Origin of the sequence: Actinomadura sp. WMMA1423 (assembly GCF_006547145.1) — a bacterium.
Taxonomy (GTDB): Bacteria; Actinomycetota; Actinomycetes; order Streptosporangiales; family Streptosporangiaceae; genus Spirillospora.
The window spans coordinates 8,707,547-8,725,042 of sequence record NZ_CP041244.1 but is presented as its reverse complement, the minus strand read 5'-3'; the positions used below and the strand labels follow the sequence as shown (position 1 = coordinate 8,725,042).

The following is a 17,496-nucleotide window of genomic DNA, read 5'->3' as shown; positions in this document are numbered from 1 at the left end:
GCGGGTGTGTAGGCGGCGCGGCCCCGGGAAGTCGGGTAGGGGCCGGCGTCGTCGATGGGAGTCGTGGAAATGGGCAGCTTGGTAGGCCGGAACCTGCTCGCCGGGGCGGACGTCGCCGCCGACTCGGGCTACGCCGACCACCCGCCCCGCATGGGGTTCTTCACCGACACCTCCGTGTGCATCGGCTGCAAGGCCTGCGAGGTGGCGTGCAAGGAGTGGAACGCCGTGCCCGAGGACGGCCTCGAGTTCACCGGCATGTCCTACGACAACACGCAGGGCCTCGGCGCCGACACCTGGCGGCACGTCGCGTTCATCGAGCAGAGCAAGCCGATCGGCCAGGACGAGACCGGGATCGACCACGGCGCCGCGCAGGGCGCCGGAGGCATGCGCTGGCTGATGGCCTCGGACGTGTGCAAGCACTGCACGCACGCCGCCTGCCTCGACGTGTGCCCCACCGGCTCGCTGTTCCGCACCGAGTTCGGGACGGTGGTCGTCCAGGAGGACATCTGCAACGGCTGCGGATACTGCGTGCCCGCCTGCCCCTACGGCGTCATCGACCAGCGCAAGGGCGACGGGCGGGTCTGGAAGTGCACGCTGTGCTACGACCGGATCGGGGTGGGGCAGGAGCCGGCGTGCGCCAAGGCGTGCCCCACCGACTCGATCCAGTACGGGCCGCTGGACGAGCTGCGCGAGCGGGCGGCGATGCGCGTCGACCAGCTCCACGACCTCGGCGTCGAGGACGCGCGCCTCTACGGGCACGACCCGGACGACGGCGTCGGCGGAGACGGCGCCTTCTTCCTGCTGCTGGACGAGCCGGAGGTGTACGGGCTGCCGCCGGACCCCGTCGTCACCACGCGCGACCTGCCGTCCATGTGGCGGCACGCCGGCGCGGCCGCCGCCGTGCTGCTCGGCGGGCTGGCCGCCGTCTTCGCCGCCCACGGCCGCGAGGGAGGGGCCCGATGAGCTCGTCGGAGGTCGGCAAGGAAGGCGTGCGCGGCGAGCGGCCCGGCCGGGAGGCCGAGGTCGGCGCGGGCCTGCGCCGCCAGGGGCGGCGCGGGCGGCGCCGCGGCGGTCGCGGCGAGAAGGCCATGGTGCCCGAGGCCGAGTTCACCTCGTACTACGGCAAGCCCATCCTGAACCCGCCGGTGTGGAAGTCCCTCGACATCGCCGGGTACTTCTTCCTCGGCGGCCTGGCCGGCGCGGGCTCCGTGCTCGCCGCGGGCGCCGAGCTCACCGGCCGCCCGGCCGCCGCGCGGGCGATGAAGATCGCCTCGCTGGCCGCCATCGGCGGGTCCACGGTCGCGCTGGTCCACGACCTCGGACGGCCGGAGCGGTTCTACAACATGCTGCGCGTGCTGAAGCCCACGTCGCCGATGAGCGTCGGCTCCTGGCTGCTGGCCGCCTACGGCCCCGCCGCGGGCGCCGCCGCCGCGACCGACCTGACCGGGCTTTTCCCGCGCGCGGGCCGCGCCGCGACCGCCGGCGCCGCCCTGCTCGGCCCGGCCGTCGCCGCCTACACCGCCGTGCTCGCCGCCGACACCGCCGTCCCCGCCTGGCACGAGGCGCACCGCGAGCTCCCGTTCGTCTTCGCCGGCTCGGCCGCCGCCGCCGCGTCCGGCATGGCGCTGGTCGCCGCTCCCGTCCGGGAGAACGGCCCGATGCGCACGGCCGCCGTGTTCGGCGCCGGCCTGGAGCTGGCCGCGGCGAAGCTGCTGGAGCGCCGGGCCGGGCTAGCGGCGGAACCGTACAGGCGGGGACGCGGCGGGGCCTACATGCGCGCGGGCGAGGTCCTTTCGGCGGTGGGCACCGCGGGCTGCGTCCTGTTCGGCGGGCGCGGCAGGGCCGCCGCGGCACTGAGCGGGGCGGCCCTGCTGGCGAGTTCGGCCTGCACGCGTTTCGGCGTCTTCCACGCGGGCGTGCAGTCGGCCGAGGACCCCAAGTACACCGTCGTTCCCCAGCGGGAACGCCTCGCCACACGCGGCGCGGCGTCCACCTCCTGAGGGTGCCGACTTTCTGCAAGTTGATTGAAATCTTGCGCAAGCTCTTGACCTGACTGCAAGAAGAGAGCATTCTCGCGTTGCTCGCGGACGGCCGTCCCCCACCCCCTCAGGCGCCCGCCAGGCGCCCTGTGACAGGAGTTCGCCTCAATGTCTGCCAACGCCCCACGCGCGGTGACCTCCCGCGCCAGAGTCCCCCGCCGCCGGTCTTTGCTCGCCGCCGGCCTCCTCGTCCTCGCCGGGACTGCGCCCGTCGCCGCCCTGCTCCCCGACCGCCCCGCCAGTGCCGCCGCGTCCCTCAACGCGAGCGACGTCACCGCCAACCTCTGGGAGTGGAACTGGCCGTCCGTCGCGGCCGCCTGCACCGACCACCTCGGGCCCGCCGGATACGGGGCCGTGCAGGTCGCGCCGCCCGCCGAGTCCGTCAGCCTGGCCTCCAGCAACGACGGCGCGCACCCGTGGTGGGAGGTGTACCAGCCCGTCTCCTACGGGCTGACCAGCAGGCTCGGGAACCGCGCCCAGTTCTCCTCCATGGTCTCGGCGTGCCACAACGCGGGCGTCCGCGTCTACGTGGACGCGGTCGTGAACCACATGGCGGGCCATAACAACACGCTCAACACCACCTATGGCGGCTCGACCTTCGATCCCGGTGGGTTCGCCTACCCGGCCGTCCCGTACGGGTACGGCGACTTCCACCACGCCAACGACGGGTACTGCAACGACGACGACGCCGGAATCGACGACTGGAACAACACCTCCGAGGTCCAGAACTGCGAGCTGGTCTCGCTGTCGGACCTCAAGACCCAGTCGGGCTACGTCCGCGACAAGATCACCGGCTACCTCAACGACCTGATCGGCCTCGGCGTGGACGGGTTCCGGGTCGACGCCGCCAAGCACGTCGCCCAGAGCGACTTCGCCGCCATCAAGAGCGGCCTGCACGCCACCACCGCCGAGGGCAGAGCGCCCTACATCGCGCAGGAGGTCTTCCCCGGGTCGAACACGGCCGACCTGAAGCCGTCGGCGTTCACCGGGAACGGCGACGTGCTCGGCTTCTCCTACGCCCAGGGACTGAAGACGCAGTTCCAGAACGGGACGCTGTCGAACCTGTCGGGCATCCCGTCCTGGTCGCTGGACGCGGACGGATCCAGGACCTACACGATGATCACCAACCACGACACCGAGCGGGACGGGTCCACGCTCAACTACAAGAACGGCTCCGACTACACACTGGCGACCTACTTCCTGCTGGCCTACCCGTACGGCAGGCCCTCGGTGTACGACGGGTTCACCTGGTCGTCGGCGGGGCAGTCGCCGCCCGCCGACTCCCGCGGGTTCGTCACCGGCGCGAACTGCTCGAGCGGCTGGCAGTGCATCACCCGCTCGACCGGGGTGAAGGGCATGGTCGGCTGGCACAACGCGACGGCATCCGCCGCGTCGGTCGGCAACTTCACGGCGACCGCGTCGAACGTCATCGGGTTCAGCCGCGGCTCCAGGGGCTGGATCGGGCTCAACGACTCCTCCGCCCCGTCCACCGCGTCCTACCGGACCGGGCTCGCCGACGGCGTCTACTGCGACGTCATCACCGGCGGCCTCGGCTCGAACGGCTGCCAGGGCACCGCCGTGACCGTGTCGGGCGGGACGGCGACCGTGACGATCCCGGCGAACGGCGCCGTCGCGATCCACGCGGACGCGCGGTCCGGCCAGACCCCGCCGCCCACGTCCGACCCCGGGACCGTGTCCGACACCTTCAACGTCAACGCCACCACGACCTGGGGGACGAGCGTCTACCTCGTCGGGGACGTCCCGGCGCTCGGCTCGTGGGACACCTCCAAGGCGATCAAGCTCTCACCGTCCGCCTACCCCGTGTGGAACGGCACGGTGACGCTGCCCGCCAACACCAGGATCGAGTACAAGTACATCAAGAAGACCGACGCCGGGGCCGTGACGTGGGAGAGCGGCGCCAACCGCACCTACACGACCGGCACGTCCGGCCACACCGCGAACGACACCTGGAGATAGCGGCACCGCCGGGGCCGGTCTCCCTCGTGTGCGGGAGGCCGTCCCCGGCGCGTGTCAGGCGCGCGGCGTGCGGAAGAGGGTCTCCTGGGTGAGGCTCGCGACGAGCACGCCGTTTCGGGTGTGGATCGTTCCGGTGTACCAGCCGCGCCCGGCGGCGACCGTCTGCGGGACGAGGTCCATCAGCACCCAGTCGTCCATCCGGACCGGCCGGTGGAACCAGACGGCGTGGTCGAGGCTGGACCCCGACCGGGCCGCGCCGTCGTGCAGCGCGATGACCCCGCTGGAGATGTCGGACAGGTAGGTCAGCACGCAGGCGTGCAGGAGGTCGTCGTCCGGCAGGGGCTCGGTGCAGCGCGACCACAGCCGCGTCGGGAAGTCGGCCGCCGGGTAGGGCTGCGGCGGCACGCGGCTCTCCATGGAGAACAGCCGCGGGACCGGGGACGCCGGAAGGCTCTGCGGCCCCGGCGTCTCCGGCGCCGGATGGACCTGCCGGTCCACGTCGTCGGCGGGCCGCTGGAACGACACCGACATGTTGAAGATGACCTCGCCGCCCTGGAGCGCCACCACGCGGCGCGCCGAGAACGACCGTCCGTCGCGGTCCCGGTCCACCCGGAAGATCGTCGGCCGGGCCGCGTCGCCGCCGCGCAGGAAGTAGCCGTGCAGCGAGTGCGGGAGCCGCCCCTCCGGGACGGTGCCGCCGGCCGCGCGCAGCGCCTGCGCCGCGACCTGCCCGCCGTACAGCGGGTACGGGTCGTCGAACACGAGGGTGCCCCGGTAGAGGTCCCGGTCGAGCTCTTCCAGGTCCAGCAGGTCGAGGACGGAGTGCAGGGATTCCAACCGCGCTTCGGGCTCTTCGGAGATCGAGGGTCGCACGCTCGCGACGTTATCCGACCCGGGCGGGGCCCGGCCGGGCGGGGAGGAGCCGGTCAGCCCTCCGGCGTCCCGGGGGAGCGCGCGCCCGGCCGCCAGAAGACCGCCAGCAGGAGGGCGGCGCCGAACCCGCCGGCGAGGGCCGTGACGGCGAGGCCCGTCCAGCCCGACAGGTCGTCCTCGATCCCGAGGACGCGGTCCAGGGACACCGCGCCGCCGCCGACGGCACCGAGCGCGCACGCCACCATGATGATCATGACGACGTACTCGTAGCCCTGGCCGGGGCGGAAGATGAAGAAGCCGTTGCGCAGGTGGGCGGTGACGAGCGCGACCGCCATCGTGCCCACCGCGCCCGCGGCGGCCAGCGGCGTGAGCAGGCCGAGCAGCAGCAGGACGCCCGCTCCGAGCTCGGTTCCGGTGGCCGTCAGCGCGTGCAGGCGGCCCGGCCGCAGCCCCATCGACTCGAACCAGCCCGCCGTGCCCTCGATCTTCCCGCCCCCGAACGCGTGGTTCCACCCGTGCGCGATCAGAGTGCCGCCGACGGACACCCGCAGGAGCAGGGAGGCGATGTCGATCCCCGCCACGTCGACGGCCATTCCCGGCCCCCTTCTTGGTGAGCTCGCTGAGGACGTCCAGCAACGTACCGGACGGGGAGGCCCGGGGCGAGGGGGCGCAGGCGACCGCGCTCTCCCCCCGGCATATCCCGCCGACCGTGGGGCAGATCACAGAAAGTCAGGCCCCACTTCGCGTCACATTCAGGCGCGCCCGCCCATCTGTTTCAGTGACCGGCGCGGGCGCGGAGAGCTTGGGAGGCGGCATGGACAGCGTGGCGAGGAACTTCGACCTGACGATGCTGTACGCCGCGTACGACGCCTTCCGCCGCGACGCGGCGCGGCTGGAGGCCGCCGCCGGGTCGGCCTCCGCCCTCGGCCGGGTCGCGAACGGCTGGCCCCTTTTCACCTCCCACTGGCAGCTCCAGGACCGCGCCGAGAAGAACGCCCTCTGGACGGTCATGTACGCCAAGGACGCCGACGCCCCCGGGCGGGTCGGCGTCGTCCTCGACGCCATGGCGTCGCAGGCGTTGAGGGTCGTCCCGCTGATCGACGGCCTGGACGCGTCGCTGGAGCACCGCGACCGCGCCGCCTTCGCCCGGTACGCGCGCGACCTCCGGGCGTCGGTGGAGGCGCTGCTCGACTTCAAGGAGTCGAACGTCCTGCCCCTCATCCAGGAGACCCTCACGCCGTTCGAATGGGGCACCTTCGACGTGGAGTTCCGCCGCGAACTGGGCATGCGCGGGCTCGGGGTCTTCCTGCCCTGGCTGCTGGACGGCGCCCCCGGCGGCACCCGCCGGGCCGTGCTGCGGCTGCTCCCGCCGCCGATCCGGCTCTGCTACCGGGCGCGCTGGCGTCCCCGCTACCTGCGCCGCGGCGGGCTCGCCGCCCCGGCGTTCTGACCGCCGCGCCCGCCGGCGTCCGGGCGGCTCCCCCGCCGGTGTGACGCGGTCCACATCCAGGGATGTCACATTCGCTCGCCGGCGTCGGTCTCATGTCCAGACGCGCAAGTCCCCAGAGCGCGACGGAGGGATGCGGACGATGGCGGGAACGAGGACGCCCGGCGGGGCGGGGGCCGGCACGCGCAGGCCGCCCAGAGCACTGGACGCCACGGCGCGGGCGCTGGACGAGCGGTTCGGCACGGCCGGCTTCGCGCGCAAGGCGATGCGCAAGGCCTTCCCCGACCAGTGGACCTTCCTGCTCGGCGAGATCGCGATGTACTCCTTCGTGATCATCCTGCTGACCGGGGTGTACCTGACACTGTTCTTCAAGCCGAGCATGCACGAGGTCGTCTACAACGGCTCGTACACGAAGCTGAAGGGCGTGGAGATGAGCGAGGCGTACGCCTCCTCCCTCAAGATCAGCTTCGACGTGCGGGGCGGCCTGCTCGTCCGGCAGATCCACCACTGGTCGACGCTCATCTTCATGGGCGCGATCCTCGTGCACCTGCTGCGCAACTTCTTCAGCGGCGCGTTCCGCAAGCCCCGCGAGCTGAACTGGCTCATCGGCATCCTCATGTTCATGCTGGTGATGCTGAACGGCCTGTTCGGCTACTCGCTGCCGGACGACCTGCTGTCCGGCACGGGCCTGCGCATCCTGGAGGGCGTGCTCGCCTCGCTCCCGCTGGTCGGCTCGTACGCGGTGATGTTCCTGTTCGGCGGCGAGTACCCGGGCACCGACATCATCCCGCGCCTGTACGTCATCCACGTGCTGCTGATCCCCGGCATCCTGGCCGCGCTGATCCCGCTGCACGCCGTCGTGCTGACCTGGCGGCAGACGCACACGCAGTTCCCGGGCAAGGGCAGCTCGAACACGACCGTGCGCGGCTACCCGTTCTTCCCCGTCTTCATCGCCAAGACGACGGCGTTCTTCCTCTGGGTCCTCGGGGTGACGACGCTGCTGGCCGCCTTCGTCCAGATCAACCCGATCTGGCTGTTCGGACCCTACGACCCGGGCGCGATCAGCTCGGGCTCCCAGCCCGACTGGTACATGGGCTGGCTGGAGGGCGCGCTGCGGATCATGCCGGCCTGGGAGATCAGCGCCTGGGGCCACACCGTCGCGATGAGCGTGGTCGTCCCGGCCCTCGTGGTGCCCGGGCTGCTGTTCACCGGCCTCGCCGTGTACCCGTTCCTGGAGCGCTGGGTGACCGGCGACTCGCAGATCCACCACCTGCTCGACCGGCCGCGCGACGTCCCGGCGCGCACCGGCATCGGCGCCGGCGGCATCGTCTTCTACGGGACGCTGTGGATCGCGGGCGGCAACGACGTCCTCGCCCATACCTTCGACATACCGCTGTTCTGGACGACCTGGATCTTCCGCTTCCTCATCGTCCTCGGCCCGGTGCTGGCCTACATCGTCACCTACCGCATCTGCGTCGGCCTCCAGCGCCGCGACCTCGGCCTGGTCCAGCACGGGCTGGAGACCGGTGTCATCCGCCAGTCGCCGGAGGGAGGCTACAGCGAGGTCGAGCGCCCGCTCCCGGACGAGGCGATCGCCGCGATCACCGATCCGCGCCCGGCGCCCGCCGTCGACCTGGACGTCCCGCCGCCCGTCGGCGGCGTCGACAGCCCGCGCGGCCGCACCGCCGGAGGGCGCCTGCGCGCCGCCCTCAACCGCCGCTTCCGGGCCGACCTCGCCGCCGTCCCCGCGCCCCGCGCACCCGAGCCGGGCGCGCTCGAAGCGGGCGCCGAGCGGTCCGGCGCCGAGGAGAAGATCTCCTCACGCTGACCGGGAGCGCTCGAAGAGGAGGCGGATGACCGGGTCGGCGGCCTTCACGGGGTCGTCGCCGAGGTCCACCAGGGCGCCGCTCAGCCACAGGTGGGCGAAGCCGTGCACGATCGACCAGGCGGCGATCCGGGCCGTCCGGTCCCCCGCGGGGCGGTCCGGCGCCGCCCCGCGGACGCCCTCGGCGAGGACCCGGCCGGCGCGTTCGCGGGCGGCGCTCACCGCCGGGTCGTCCGGACGGTAGAGCGCGGGGGTGAACATGACCTCGAAGTGGGCCCGGTGCTCGACCGCGAACCGCACGTAGGCGAGCCCGACGGCGTGCAGGTCGCTCCCGGCGGCCTCCAGGGCGTCCGCGAACCGCGTGTACCCGTCGGCGGCGACCGCCGTCAGCACGCCGGTCTTGTCGCCGAAGTGGTGCGCGGGCGCGGCGTGCGACACCCCGGCGCGGCGCGCCAGCTCGCGCAGGCTCCACGCCGCCGGCCCCGCCTCGGCGATCGCCTCGACCGCGGCGTCGAGCACGGCACGCCTCAGATCCCCGTGGTGGTACCCGTCACGCCCCATGCCCGAGGTCAGTCCTGGTCCTTGGCGAACTCGCGGAGGCGGGCGAGGTCGACCACGGTGATCTTGCGCCAGCCGGTGCGGATCAGGCCCTCGCGGCGCAGCCCGCTGAGCGCGCGGGCGACGGTCTCGCGGGAGGCGTCCATCCAGCTGCCGAGCTCCTCCTGCGACAGCGGCGGCCCGATCTCGATCGACCCGTCCGCCGCGGGCGGGGTGTGGTGGACCGAGCGCTCGGCCAGGTCGGCGAGCAGGGCCGCGAGGCGCTGCGGGCCCCGGCTCGTGATGTGCGCGGTCAGCCGGCGGTCGGAGTCGTCCATGCGGCGCACGAACGTGCCGGTGACGAGCATCCACACGTCCGGGTGCGCGTCCAGGAACCCGGTGAAGCGGGCCGCGGGCACGACCAGGGCGCGGATCGGGGACAGCGCGGTGACCGTCGCGGCGCGCGGCCGGCCGCCGAGCACCGCGCTCTCGGCGAGCAGGTCGCCGGGGCCGCGGACGGCGAGCACCACGTCATGGCCGTCCTCGGTGGAGGAGGTGACCTTCGCCCAGCCCCGCTCGATGATGATCACGTGGTCGGACTCGTCGCCCTGGTAGACCAGCGGCGCCTTCACCGGGAACGTGCGGGGGCGCGCGGCGGCGCGCAGCGCGGTCCGCTGCGCGGGCCCGAGCGCCGCCCAGAACGCGGGAGGCGGAGGGGACGCCGCGTACGGTGCCAACTGCCGCCTCCTTTTCTCGGGGTCACCTGAACTGTAAACCCCCAGGCCCTCACTTGGGGACGGCGAGCAGGCGCACGGCGAGCCCCGTGAACACCGTCCCGCTGAAGATGTTCAGGCCGCGTGCGACGCGGCGGCTGCGGCGCAGCAGGTTCGCGAGGCGGCCGGAGAGAAGGCCCACGAAGGCGTCGACGGCGAGGCCGATCAGGACGAGGGTGATCCCCAGCAGGAGCAGCTGCATCATCGTGTGCCCCAGGGAGGGGTTCACGAACTGGGGCAGGAAGGCGATGTTGAACAGGATCACCTTGGGGTTCAGCAGGTTCGTGACGACGCCCTGCCAGAACGCGCGGATCCGACCGGGGCCGACGGGGGCCGTGCCCTCCTCGCCGGGTTCGCCGCGGTCCCGGAACGACTTGACGGCGAGGTAGAGGAGGTAGGCGGCGCCGGCCCAGCGCAGCACGTGGTAGAGCGTGGGCATCGCGCTGAACAGGGCGGAGAGCCCGAGCGTCGCGGCGACCGCGTGCGTAAGGGCGCCGGTGGCGACGCCCGCCGCGGCCATCACGCCCGTGCCCGGGCCGCCGCGCCCGCCCATCGCGACGATGAACATCATGTCGGGTCCGGGAGTGACGCAGAGCACGAAGGCCGCGACGACGAACGCCGCGTAGAGGGAGGTGTCCACCATGCCGAAATCATGCGCCAGGACGGTCCGCATTGCGAACGCATAAACGCCGCCCAGCCCACTCGCGCCACCCGCCCACGCGACCCGAGACATCAGCCGACCAGCGACCGCCGCGCCTCGAACGCCAACCCCCCGCGGACAAGAAGGCGCATACCCAGGCCGCCCGAAGCATCAGCCGGGCGGCGGTCACCGCGCCTCGGACGCCGGCGCCCCGGGGCGAAAAGTGGGGGCCCGGTGGCTCAGGTGTCAGCTGAGGGGTGGTTGGGCTTCTATGGTCAGGGCCTCGTGGTCGAAGGAGAGGTAGCCGGCGATCTTGGCCGCGTCCTCCAGGGGCTCCTCGTAGGACCAGGCCGCGTCCTCGGCGCCGGGCAGGGACCAGTACGTCGCCTGGCCCTTGTAGGGGCAGAAGGTCCGCTTCTCGCTGCGGGTCAGCAGGTCGTGGCGGACGTCCTCGGCCGGGATGTAGTACCGGTTGGGCAGGCCGGTCTCCGACAGGAGCTTCGGCCGCGCGGTCTCCGCGACCACCTCGCCGTCCAGCAGGACCCGGACGCGCCGGGACGTGGCGCGGGCGTCGACGCGGTGGAACGGGTCGCGCAGATGGCCGTGGACCTCCTCGTCCTCGTCGAGCCAGGCGTCCATCCGGCCCCAGTAGAAGGCCATGTGGCCGCGCAGCCACGCGGCCTCCGGCTTCGGGTCGGGATACGCCCAGACCGCGTTCTCGGCCGCCCGCTCCCCCACCCGCACCGTCCAGTACACGGCGTCGCCCTTGAACGGGCAGTGCGTGGTGTGGACGGACTTCCCCAGCAGGTCGGTGCGCACGTCGTCCTCGGGGACGTACAGGACGGGCAGCAGCCCGGTCTCGTGCAGGAGCTTCCCGCGCTCGGTGTCCAGCACCGTCTCCCCGGCGAACCGGGCGCGCACCCGGCGCGGGAAGTCGTGCATGAACAACCGGTGCGCCGGTCCGTCGATCGTGAAGTTGACCTCCTCGCCGGGCGAACCGGCGAGCGGGCCCGGCTGCATGGTCAAGGACATGGCGCGGCTCCTCGGTGAGTCCTAGACGCCGGTCGGCATCGTCTCCAGTTCACCACGGCGCGCCGCCTCCAGGTGCAGCGGCTGGAGCGCCGAGGTCGTGCGGAACCAGCACAACGCGTCGTAGCGGTCGGCGAGCCGCGTGGGAACGTAGTGGCGCCGGTCCAGGTCCGGGTCGTACACGACGCCGATCGCGCGGTGGCCGAGCGTCTCGGTGAGGAAGGGGGGCTTGTCCGGCTCCGGCGGCACGATGAACATCCCCCGGTGCAGCTCCGACTCCGCAAGCACCTCCTCCAGCGAGCCGGGCTCCGGCGGCGGGACGTGCATCACCTCCATCGGGCCGCCCCAGTTCTGCGCGGCGACGACCTCGCCGGGGCCGCCCGCGAACCCGACCAGCACGACGCCCTCCGCCCCGTGCCGCTCCCTGGCGAGCTGGCCGAGGTTGACCATCCCGGCGGCGGCCATGTCGGTCGCGCGCGCGTCGCCCACGTGCGTGTTGTGCGCCCACACGACGGCCTTTCCGCCGTGGAAGTCCATCAGCCGGTCCAGCGTGTCGGCCATGTGGACGTCCCGGACGTTCCACGACTCCGGCCCCCCGTGGACCATCGTGCGGTAGTAGCGTTCGGCGCCCGCCGCCACCTCGGCGTTCTGGCGGGCGTCGAACTCCACTTCCGGGTCGCCGGCGTGCTCGGGCGGGGCCGGGCCGCGCAGCCTGCTCAGCAGCGCCAGGATCTCCGCCGTGCAGCCGTCCGGGACGAGGGACGCGCTCCGCCCGTAGGAGCGCGGGTCGTGGCCGTGCGGCTCGAAGCAGTGGTAGGCCTCCAGCGCGGTGGCCAGGTACTCGGGACGGTGGCTCGCCAGGTGGTCGACGACCGCCCGCAGCGACTCCCACAGGCTGTAGACGTCCAGGCCGTAGAAGCCGGCCCGCTCGTCCGGCGGGAGCCCCGCGTTGCGGTCGCGCATCCAGTGGCAGAAGCGGGCGGTCTCCTCGTTGGCCCACATCCACGTCGGCCACCGCTCGTAGCCGTCCAGGACGGCGCGCGGATCATCCGGCGCTCCGGGCGCGAGCGTCACGCAGCGGCCGACCCGGCGGCAGTCCGGCCAGTCGCCCTCGACGGCCACGAACGTGAACCCGCGCTCGGCGATCAGCCTCCTGGTCAGCGCGGCCCGCCACGCGTAGTACTCGTGGGTGCCGTGGCTGGCCTCTCCGACCAGCACGTACCGGGCGTCCCCGATCCGGTCGAGGAGCGGGTCCAGGTCCTCGGCGTACTCCAGCGGCAGTGCCGCCCCGTGCACCTCGGCGGCGTGGCGTCCCGGGCGTTGCATGGCGGCGTCCCCCTCATGTCCTCCAGCGTTTCGGCTCCTCTTCCTCGCCTTCCCGGGATCGGGACGTCCGACTCGTTTTGCCCCGGGATCGGCGGCTAGGCGCCGTCCCGGATGCCGGTGGCGCGGGCGCGGTACTCGCTGGGGGTCTGCCCGTAGGCGGCGCGGAACGCCCGGCTGAAGGCGGCGGGGTCCGCAGGCCCCAGCGTCCGGCGATCGCGCCGATCCGCTGCGCGCCGAGGAACGGGTCGCCGAGCTCGCGGCGGCAGTGCTCCAGGCGGCGCGTGCGGATGTAGCGGGCGACGGTCGTGCCGGTCGGCTGGAACACCCGGTACAGCTGGCGGACGGAGATGTGGTGCGCGGCGGCGATCGCGGCCGGGCTCAGCGACGGGTCGTGCAGGCGCGCCTCGATCCACTCCTCGATCGCCCGCAGCATCTCCGCTCCCTCCGGCGACGGGGACGGCGGCACGCCGCCCAGCCGCTCGCCGACGAGCCGCCCGGTCCGGTCCCGCCCGCCGAGCAGCGTGCCGCCGGTCCGGCGGCCGATCAGGTGGCGCCAGTAGTCCGCCTGGTCGCGGGCAGGGCGGTCCGAGGTGTCAACGAGCGTGGGCATGACGCTCCTCCGGTCGGGGGCGGGGTCTCGGACGCCGACAGCAAGGCTTCTACGGCCCGTCAGGAAGGTCAATGAGCGAGTCAGCACGACGCTCCGGCCGCCCTTTGGCACTCGCCGCCAAAGCCCCGCACGCAGCAGCAAGACCGCCCCTGTCGTGGCAGGGCGGCAGGGGGGCTCTCGCGCTGTGAGCGCGGGCGCCCGCGGGGGTCGGCGCGGGGCTCTCGCCTGCGGCGTCCTGCGGCGTCGCTCGTCGGCCCGTCCGGCGGCCCGTGCCGATTCACCGGGGAATGGGACCGAGACGTGATGCGAATCGGCCACGAAACGGCAAAGGAATGGATAGTCTCCCACCGATCACTTTTGGTTGTGTAAGGAATCTGGGAGCACACGCCGCATGAGCGCTGCCAACCGGGCACAGGTCATCACACGGTGGGGGGCCATCGCCTTCATGGCGGCCGCGGTCCTGACCGCCACCGCCGGTGGCTTCGCCCAGTCATACGCCGGTCTCTACCACTGGGCCCTCGAACACGGCCTGCGCGGCTGGAAGGCCGAGTCCTTCCCCCTGCTGGTCGACCTGTTCATCATCGTCGGCGAGCTCGGGCTGTTCCTGCTGGCCATCGACGCCTTCGTCATCAAGCGCCGGGCCCTGATGAGCTGGCTCGACTTCTGCCTGCCGCTGACCATCGCCCTCGCGGGCTGGACGGCCAGCCTCATCTTCAACGTCGGCCACGTCGGCCACAAGACCTTCTCCTTCCAGGCGACGGCCGCGGTCCCGCCGATCGTGTCGATGCTCGGCCTGTTCGTCCTGCTGCGGACGCTGCACCGGTACGTGTCGCAGAAGACCGAGGAGGCGGCCAAGCAGCCCGAGCCGCAGGCGCGCGCGATCGCCGGGCCGGTCACGCTGAACCAGATCACGCTGATGCCGCTGCGCAACACCGGCCCGTTCCCGCAGATCCAGGTCCCCGGGTACTCCGGCAAGGCGCTCGAGTCCGGCACCGGCAGGGCCGAGCCCAAGGCCGCCCCCACGGGCGAGGCCGCGCAGGCTCCGCAGGCTCCGGCCGCCTCCGCTCCGGCCGCGGCCCACGCCGCGCCCGAGGCCCCGGCGCCGGCGCCGGCGCCCGCGCCTGCACCTGCCCCCGCGCCCGCACCGGTCCCCGAGCCGGAGCCCGAGCTGGCCGTGGTCAGCGCCGCCTCGCGCGGCAGCCTCAACGGCCGCAGCTCCTACGGCACCGCCGCCGAGGAGGAGGCACCGGCCGCGATCACACCGGAGAACCTGCGGTCCCTCGTCATCGACATACTCGAACGCCGCCACGGCGACGTCGCCGCGACGCTCGCCGAGGTCAGGGCGCAGGGCCACCGCTGCGACGAGGCCGAGATCCAGCGGATCAGCGACAACCACTGGTTCCCGTACGCGGTGTACCGGCTGCTGGCCAAGCACCACGGCGACGGCGAGCTGGTCGCCCAGGAGCTGAACGCCCAGGGCATCGTCTACGACCAGGCGACGCTGGACGCGCTCGTCCAGTCCTGGCGCGTCTGACACCGCGCCTTCCGGCCCGGTCGCCCGCCATCGCGGACGGCCGGGCCGCGCCCGTCCTGGCGCGGTGAGCGCGCGCGCTAGGAGTCGTGCCGCCCCTCCTCGGACGGCCGCGGGAAGCAGCAGGAGCAGCACCCGGTCGACGCCGCGCTCGGCGAGCCGGTGCCGCAGGCCGCCGCGCCGGGGCGGCCGCGCCTCCGGGCGGGCGGGGGCCTCAACCGCCATCGCGCACCCCCGCCTCTCCCAGTGCCTCGGCGCCGGGCCCGTCGAGCGCCTCCGCCGCTTCCCGCACGCTCTCACCGAAGACGAGCACGCGCTCCGGAGGGACGGTCAGCGTGACCCGCTCGCCGGGCGCGACCCGTTCCGGCGACCTGAAGTGGATGACCCGCCCGCCGTCGGTCACGCCCTCGGCGGCGACCTCGCGCCCGTGGAACTCCGACACCTCGACCCGGACCGCCACGAGGTTCTCGCCCGCCGCGGTGCCGGGCGGGCCCGCGACCTGGAAGTCCTCCGGCCGGACGGCCGCGACCGCGCGCGGACCGCCGACGGGCCGGCGGCTCCGGCCGGTCAGGGTGAGGCCGTCCTCGCCGCCGAGCCGGACCTTCCCGTCACCGGACGACAGGACCGGCAGCTCCAGCAGGTTCCGGTAGCCCATGAACCCGGCGATGTAGGTGCTCACCGGGTGGGTGTAGACCTCCTCGGGCGTGCCGATCTGCTCCACCTTCCCCGATCGCAGCACCACGACGCGGTCGGCGAGCGCGAGCGCCTCCTCCTGGTCGTGCGTCACGTACACCGTGGCCAGCCCGAGGTCCTGGTGGATGCGCCGGATCTCGGTGCGCATCTGGACGCGGAGCTTGGCGTCCAGGTTGGACAGCGGCTCGTCCATCAGCACGAGCCTCGGCCGCAGCACGATGGCGCGGGCGATCGCCACGCGCTGCTGCTGACCGCCCGACAGCTGGCCGGGGAGCTTGTCCGCGTGCTCGGTGAGCTCGACGGTGCGCAGCGCCTCGTCGACCCGCCGCGCCGTCTCCGCCTTCCCGACGCGCCGCACCGCCAGCCCGAACGCCACGTTCCGGCGGACCGACAGGTGCGGGAACAGCGCGTAGTTCTGGAACACCATCCCGAAGCCGCGCCGCTCCGGCGGGAGCGTGTCGATGCGCTCCCCGTCCAGCCGGATCTCGCCGTCGGACAGCGGCAGGAGCCCGGCCAGGCAGTTCAGCGCGGTCGACTTCCCGCACCCGGACGGCCCGAGCAGCGCGATGAACTCGCCGCCCTCGATCCGCAGGTCGAACCCGCTCAGCGCGGTCGTCCTGCCGAACCGCCGGGTGACGCCGTCCAGCCGCAGGCGCCCGATCCCGGCCCGCGCGTCCCGCTCCGTCGCGGCGCCCGCCGTCATGACTTCTTGACCTTCTGCCCGCCGACCTCGCGGTCCCAGCGGTCGAACGCGGCGACGAGCGCCTTGGCGTCGAGCGGCGGGGCCGTGGGGTGGCCGGCGCTGAGCGCGTCGTACTCGGGGCGGCCGTACTCCCGGATCGCCTTCTGGCTCTCGGGCGGGGCCATGTCGAGCGTCACGCCCTTCACCGCGGGGCCCGGGTAGAATTGACGTCCTCTCCGCTTATAGGGCGGAGATTCCCTCCACGCTGAGCGCGGTGAGCGCGGCGTCAAGGTGGGTTACCGCCTCTTTGCGCGCTGCCGGCGCGGGTGCCGGTCTTACGTGCGCTCCACGGTCGTTTAGGCTCTCCGCCCGTCCGGCGGCGAGCACGTTGATGGCGGCGTTGAGGTCCCGGTCGTGGGTGCTGCCGCATGGGCAGTGCCACGCGCGGACGTCGAGCGCCATCTTCTGGTTGATCCGTCCGCAGTCCGAGCACATGCGGGTGGAGGGAAGGAACCGGTCCACCCGGGCGAACCTCCGCCCGTACCTTTGGGCCTTGTACTCCAGCATGGCGGTGAAGGCGGCCCATCCGGCGTCGTGGACGCTCTTGGCGAGCCGGGTCCGGGCCAGACCGGCCACGCACAGGTCCTCGACGTAGACCGCTTGGTTGTCGCGGATGATCGCCGTGGACAGCTTGTGCTGCCAGTCCCGCCGGGAGTCGGCCACCCGCCCGTGAGCCCGAGCGACCTTGATGGCGGCCTTCTTGCGGTTGGCCGAGCCCTTCTGCTTGCGCGACAGGGCCCGCTGCAGCCGCTTGAGCCTTCGAACGGCACGGCGCAGGAACCTGGGCGCGGTCACCTTCGTGCCGTCCGGCAGCACCGCAAAGTGCGTCAGGCCCAGGTCGATCCCCACCTCGCAATCCAAAGTCGGCAGCATCTCCTCCTGGCCGGTCTCCACTACGAACGAGGCGAAGTACCGTCCGGCCGCGTCCCGGATCACGGTGACCGAACTGGGAGCCGACGGCAGCGGCCGCGACCAGTGCACCCGTACCTCGCCGATCTTGGGCAGCCTGAGCCGACCGTTGTCCAGCACCCTGAAGCGGGCATTCCGGGTGAACCGGATGGCTTGCCGGTTGTCCTTGCGGGACCGGAAGCGGGGCAGGCCCACCTTGCGCCCCGTCCGGTCGCCGCGGATTGAGGCGAAGAAGTTGCGGTAGGCCGCGTTCAGGTCGGCCAGTGCCTGCTGCAGCACCACCGCCGACACCTCATCCAGCCACGCCCGCTCGGAGGTGGCCTTGGCCTGGGTGATGACCCGCTTGGACAGCTCGGCGTCCGACAGGTGCGGCAAGCCCTGCTCGCGGGCGTCCAGCCGCGCGCGCAGCCCGTCGTTGAACACCACCCGCGCGCACCCGAACGCCCTTGCCAGCGCGATCCGCTGACCAGGCGTGGGATACACACGGTAGTTGTAACGCAACTGCACACCCGCACCGTACCGGTTTATGACCGAACCCGAAGGCA

Annotated in this window: 17 protein-coding genes; 6 read left to right on the top strand and 11 right to left on the bottom strand. The window is 72.9% G+C overall.

The annotated features are described in order from the left end of the window. Positions 1-150 precede the first annotated feature (150 nt). The 3 genes from FKD65_RS40235 (at position 151) to FKD65_RS40225 (ending at position 4,016) form a co-directional block, all read left to right on the top strand. A complete protein-coding gene (locus tag FKD65_RS40235; protein ID WP_240810410.1) occupies positions 151-963 on the top strand; it encodes a 4Fe-4S dicluster domain-containing protein in 813 nt (270 codons plus the stop codon). Further along, entirely contained in the window at positions 960-2,000 is a 1,041-nt protein-coding gene (nrfD, locus tag FKD65_RS40230; protein ID WP_141584843.1) for an NrfD/PsrC family molybdoenzyme membrane anchor subunit, read from the top strand. The genes FKD65_RS40235 and nrfD overlap by 4 nt, the downstream gene beginning before the upstream one ends. A gap of 147 nt (positions 2,001-2,147) precedes the next feature. After that, positions 2,148-4,016, top strand: coding sequence for a carbohydrate-binding module family 20 domain-containing protein (locus tag FKD65_RS40225; protein WP_141584840.1), 1,869 nt, complete (start codon positions 2,148-2,150; stop codon positions 4,014-4,016). Between the two features lie 54 nt (positions 4,017-4,070). On the opposite strand, the gene FKD65_RS40220 is transcribed toward FKD65_RS40225, so the two are convergent. Next, positions 4,071-4,889, bottom strand: a complete 819-nt coding sequence (locus tag FKD65_RS40220; RefSeq protein WP_205718434.1) for an acyl-CoA thioesterase II — start codon at positions 4,887-4,889, stop codon at positions 4,071-4,073. Between the two features lie 53 nt (positions 4,890-4,942). Next, on the bottom strand, positions 4,943-5,482 hold the full coding sequence (locus FKD65_RS40215; RefSeq protein ID WP_168221335.1) for a DoxX family protein: 540 nt from the start codon (positions 5,480-5,482) through the stop codon (positions 4,943-4,945). A 221-nt stretch (positions 5,483-5,703) separates the two neighbouring features. On the opposite strand from FKD65_RS40215, the gene FKD65_RS40210 reads away from it, so the two are divergent. Both FKD65_RS40210 and FKD65_RS40205 read left to right on the top strand, forming a co-directional pair. Beyond that, the gene (locus FKD65_RS40210; protein ID WP_141584838.1) at positions 5,704-6,339 is read left to right on the top strand and encodes a hypothetical protein; all 636 of its coding nucleotides are present in this window, start codon (positions 5,704-5,706) and stop codon (positions 6,337-6,339) included. A 139-nt stretch (positions 6,340-6,478) separates the two neighbouring features. Then, positions 6,479-8,164 (top strand): ubiquinol-cytochrome c reductase cytochrome b subunit, encoded by a 1,686-nt coding sequence (locus tag FKD65_RS40205; RefSeq protein ID WP_141584836.1) that lies wholly within the window; start codon positions 6,479-6,481, stop codon positions 8,162-8,164. Here the strand turns inward: FKD65_RS40205 and FKD65_RS40200 are convergent. The 6 genes from FKD65_RS40200 to FKD65_RS40175 form a co-directional block, all read right to left on the bottom strand. Next, positions 8,156-8,722 carry a TetR/AcrR family transcriptional regulator gene (locus tag FKD65_RS40200; protein WP_141584834.1) on the bottom strand — a complete coding sequence of 189 codons (567 nt, stop codon included), beginning with the start codon at positions 8,720-8,722 and terminating at the stop codon, positions 8,156-8,158. The two genes, FKD65_RS40205 and FKD65_RS40200, sit on opposite strands and share 9 nt — an antisense overlap. Positions 8,723-8,730: 8 nt before the next feature. Further along, positions 8,731-9,435 carry a Crp/Fnr family transcriptional regulator gene (locus FKD65_RS40195; RefSeq protein ID WP_141584830.1) on the bottom strand — a complete coding sequence of 235 codons (705 nt, stop codon included), beginning with the start codon at positions 9,433-9,435 and terminating at the stop codon, positions 8,731-8,733. Positions 9,436-9,484: 49 nt separating this feature from the next. After that, a complete protein-coding gene (locus FKD65_RS40190) occupies positions 9,485-10,114 on the bottom strand; it encodes a LysE family translocator (RefSeq protein ID WP_141584828.1) in 630 nt (209 codons plus the stop codon). Between the two features lie 243 nt (positions 10,115-10,357). Further along, on the bottom strand, positions 10,358-11,143 hold the full coding sequence (locus tag FKD65_RS40185; protein WP_141584825.1) for a DUF427 domain-containing protein: 786 nt from the start codon (positions 11,141-11,143) through the stop codon (positions 10,358-10,360). 21 nt (positions 11,144-11,164) lie between these two features. Beyond that, positions 11,165-12,466 carry an erythromycin esterase family protein gene (locus FKD65_RS40180; RefSeq protein ID WP_141584823.1) on the bottom strand — a complete coding sequence of 434 codons (1,302 nt, stop codon included), beginning with the start codon at positions 12,464-12,466 and terminating at the stop codon, positions 11,165-11,167. A gap of 13 nt (positions 12,467-12,479) precedes the next feature. Further along, a complete protein-coding gene (locus FKD65_RS40175; protein ID WP_141584821.1) occupies positions 12,480-13,076 on the bottom strand; it encodes a helix-turn-helix domain-containing protein in 597 nt (198 codons plus the stop codon). A 391-nt stretch (positions 13,077-13,467) separates the two neighbouring features. On the opposite strand from FKD65_RS40175, the gene FKD65_RS40170 reads away from it, so the two are divergent. Continuing rightward, positions 13,468-14,610 (top strand): DUF2637 domain-containing protein, encoded by a 1,143-nt coding sequence (locus FKD65_RS40170; RefSeq protein WP_141584819.1) that lies wholly within the window; start codon positions 13,468-13,470, stop codon positions 14,608-14,610. A 211-nt stretch (positions 14,611-14,821) separates the two neighbouring features. Here FKD65_RS40170 and FKD65_RS40160 read toward each other — a convergent pair whose 3' ends face one another. Genes FKD65_RS40160 through FKD65_RS45985 form a run of 3 tightly spaced genes read right to left on the bottom strand, consistent with a single transcriptional unit; the run spans position 14,822 to position 17,458 of the window. Further along, positions 14,822-16,003 carry an ABC transporter ATP-binding protein gene (locus tag FKD65_RS40160; protein ID WP_141584816.1) on the bottom strand — a complete coding sequence of 394 codons (1,182 nt, stop codon included), beginning with the start codon at positions 16,001-16,003 and terminating at the stop codon, positions 14,822-14,824. Beyond that, positions 16,000-16,179: a hypothetical protein gene (locus FKD65_RS40155; RefSeq protein ID WP_205718433.1), complete on the bottom strand. Its 180-nt coding sequence runs from the start codon at positions 16,177-16,179 to the stop codon at positions 16,000-16,002. The genes FKD65_RS40160 and FKD65_RS40155 overlap by 4 nt, the downstream gene beginning before the upstream one ends. 43 nt (positions 16,180-16,222) lie before the next feature. Beyond that, complete coding sequence (locus FKD65_RS45985; RefSeq protein WP_141584814.1) at positions 16,223-17,458, bottom strand: RNA-guided endonuclease TnpB family protein; 1,236 nt, start codon at positions 17,456-17,458, stop codon at positions 16,223-16,225. Between the last annotated feature and the right edge of the window lie 38 nt (positions 17,459-17,496).

What these genes read in the sequence shown, in the direction of transcription:
- FKD65_RS40180 (WP_141584823.1), bottom strand. Translation starts at nt 12,466, where the DNA reads ATGCAACGCCCGGGACGCCACGCCGCCGAGGTGCACGGGGCGGCACTG.
- FKD65_RS40200 (WP_141584834.1), bottom strand. Translation starts at nt 8,722, where the DNA reads ATGGGGCGTGACGGGTACCACCACGGGGATCTGAGGCGTGCCGTGCTC.
- FKD65_RS40210 (WP_141584838.1), top strand. Translation starts at nt 5,704, where the DNA reads ATGGACAGCGTGGCGAGGAACTTCGACCTGACGATGCTGTACGCCGCG.
- FKD65_RS40215 (WP_168221335.1), bottom strand. Translation starts at nt 5,482, where the DNA reads ATGGCCGTCGACGTGGCGGGGATCGACATCGCCTCCCTGCTCCTGCGG.
- FKD65_RS40175 (WP_141584821.1), bottom strand. Translation starts at nt 13,076, where the DNA reads ATGCCCACGCTCGTTGACACCTCGGACCGCCCTGCCCGCGACCAGGCG.
- FKD65_RS40190 (WP_141584828.1), bottom strand. Translation starts at nt 10,114, where the DNA reads ATGGTGGACACCTCCCTCTACGCGGCGTTCGTCGTCGCGGCCTTCGTG.
- FKD65_RS40205 (WP_141584836.1), top strand. Translation starts at nt 6,479, where the DNA reads ATGGCGGGAACGAGGACGCCCGGCGGGGCGGGGGCCGGCACGCGCAGG.
- FKD65_RS40225 (WP_141584840.1), top strand. Translation starts at nt 2,148, where the DNA reads ATGTCTGCCAACGCCCCACGCGCGGTGACCTCCCGCGCCAGAGTCCCC.
- FKD65_RS40160 (WP_141584816.1), bottom strand. Translation starts at nt 16,003, where the DNA reads ATGACGGCGGGCGCCGCGACGGAGCGGGACGCGCGGGCCGGGATCGGG.
- FKD65_RS40235 (WP_240810410.1), top strand. Translation starts at nt 151, where the DNA reads ATGGGGTTCTTCACCGACACCTCCGTGTGCATCGGCTGCAAGGCCTGC.
- nrfD (WP_141584843.1), top strand. Translation starts at nt 960, where the DNA reads ATGAGCTCGTCGGAGGTCGGCAAGGAAGGCGTGCGCGGCGAGCGGCCC.
- FKD65_RS40170 (WP_141584819.1), top strand. Translation starts at nt 13,468, where the DNA reads ATGAGCGCTGCCAACCGGGCACAGGTCATCACACGGTGGGGGGCCATC.
- FKD65_RS40185 (WP_141584825.1), bottom strand. Translation starts at nt 11,143, where the DNA reads ATGTCCTTGACCATGCAGCCGGGCCCGCTCGCCGGTTCGCCCGGCGAG.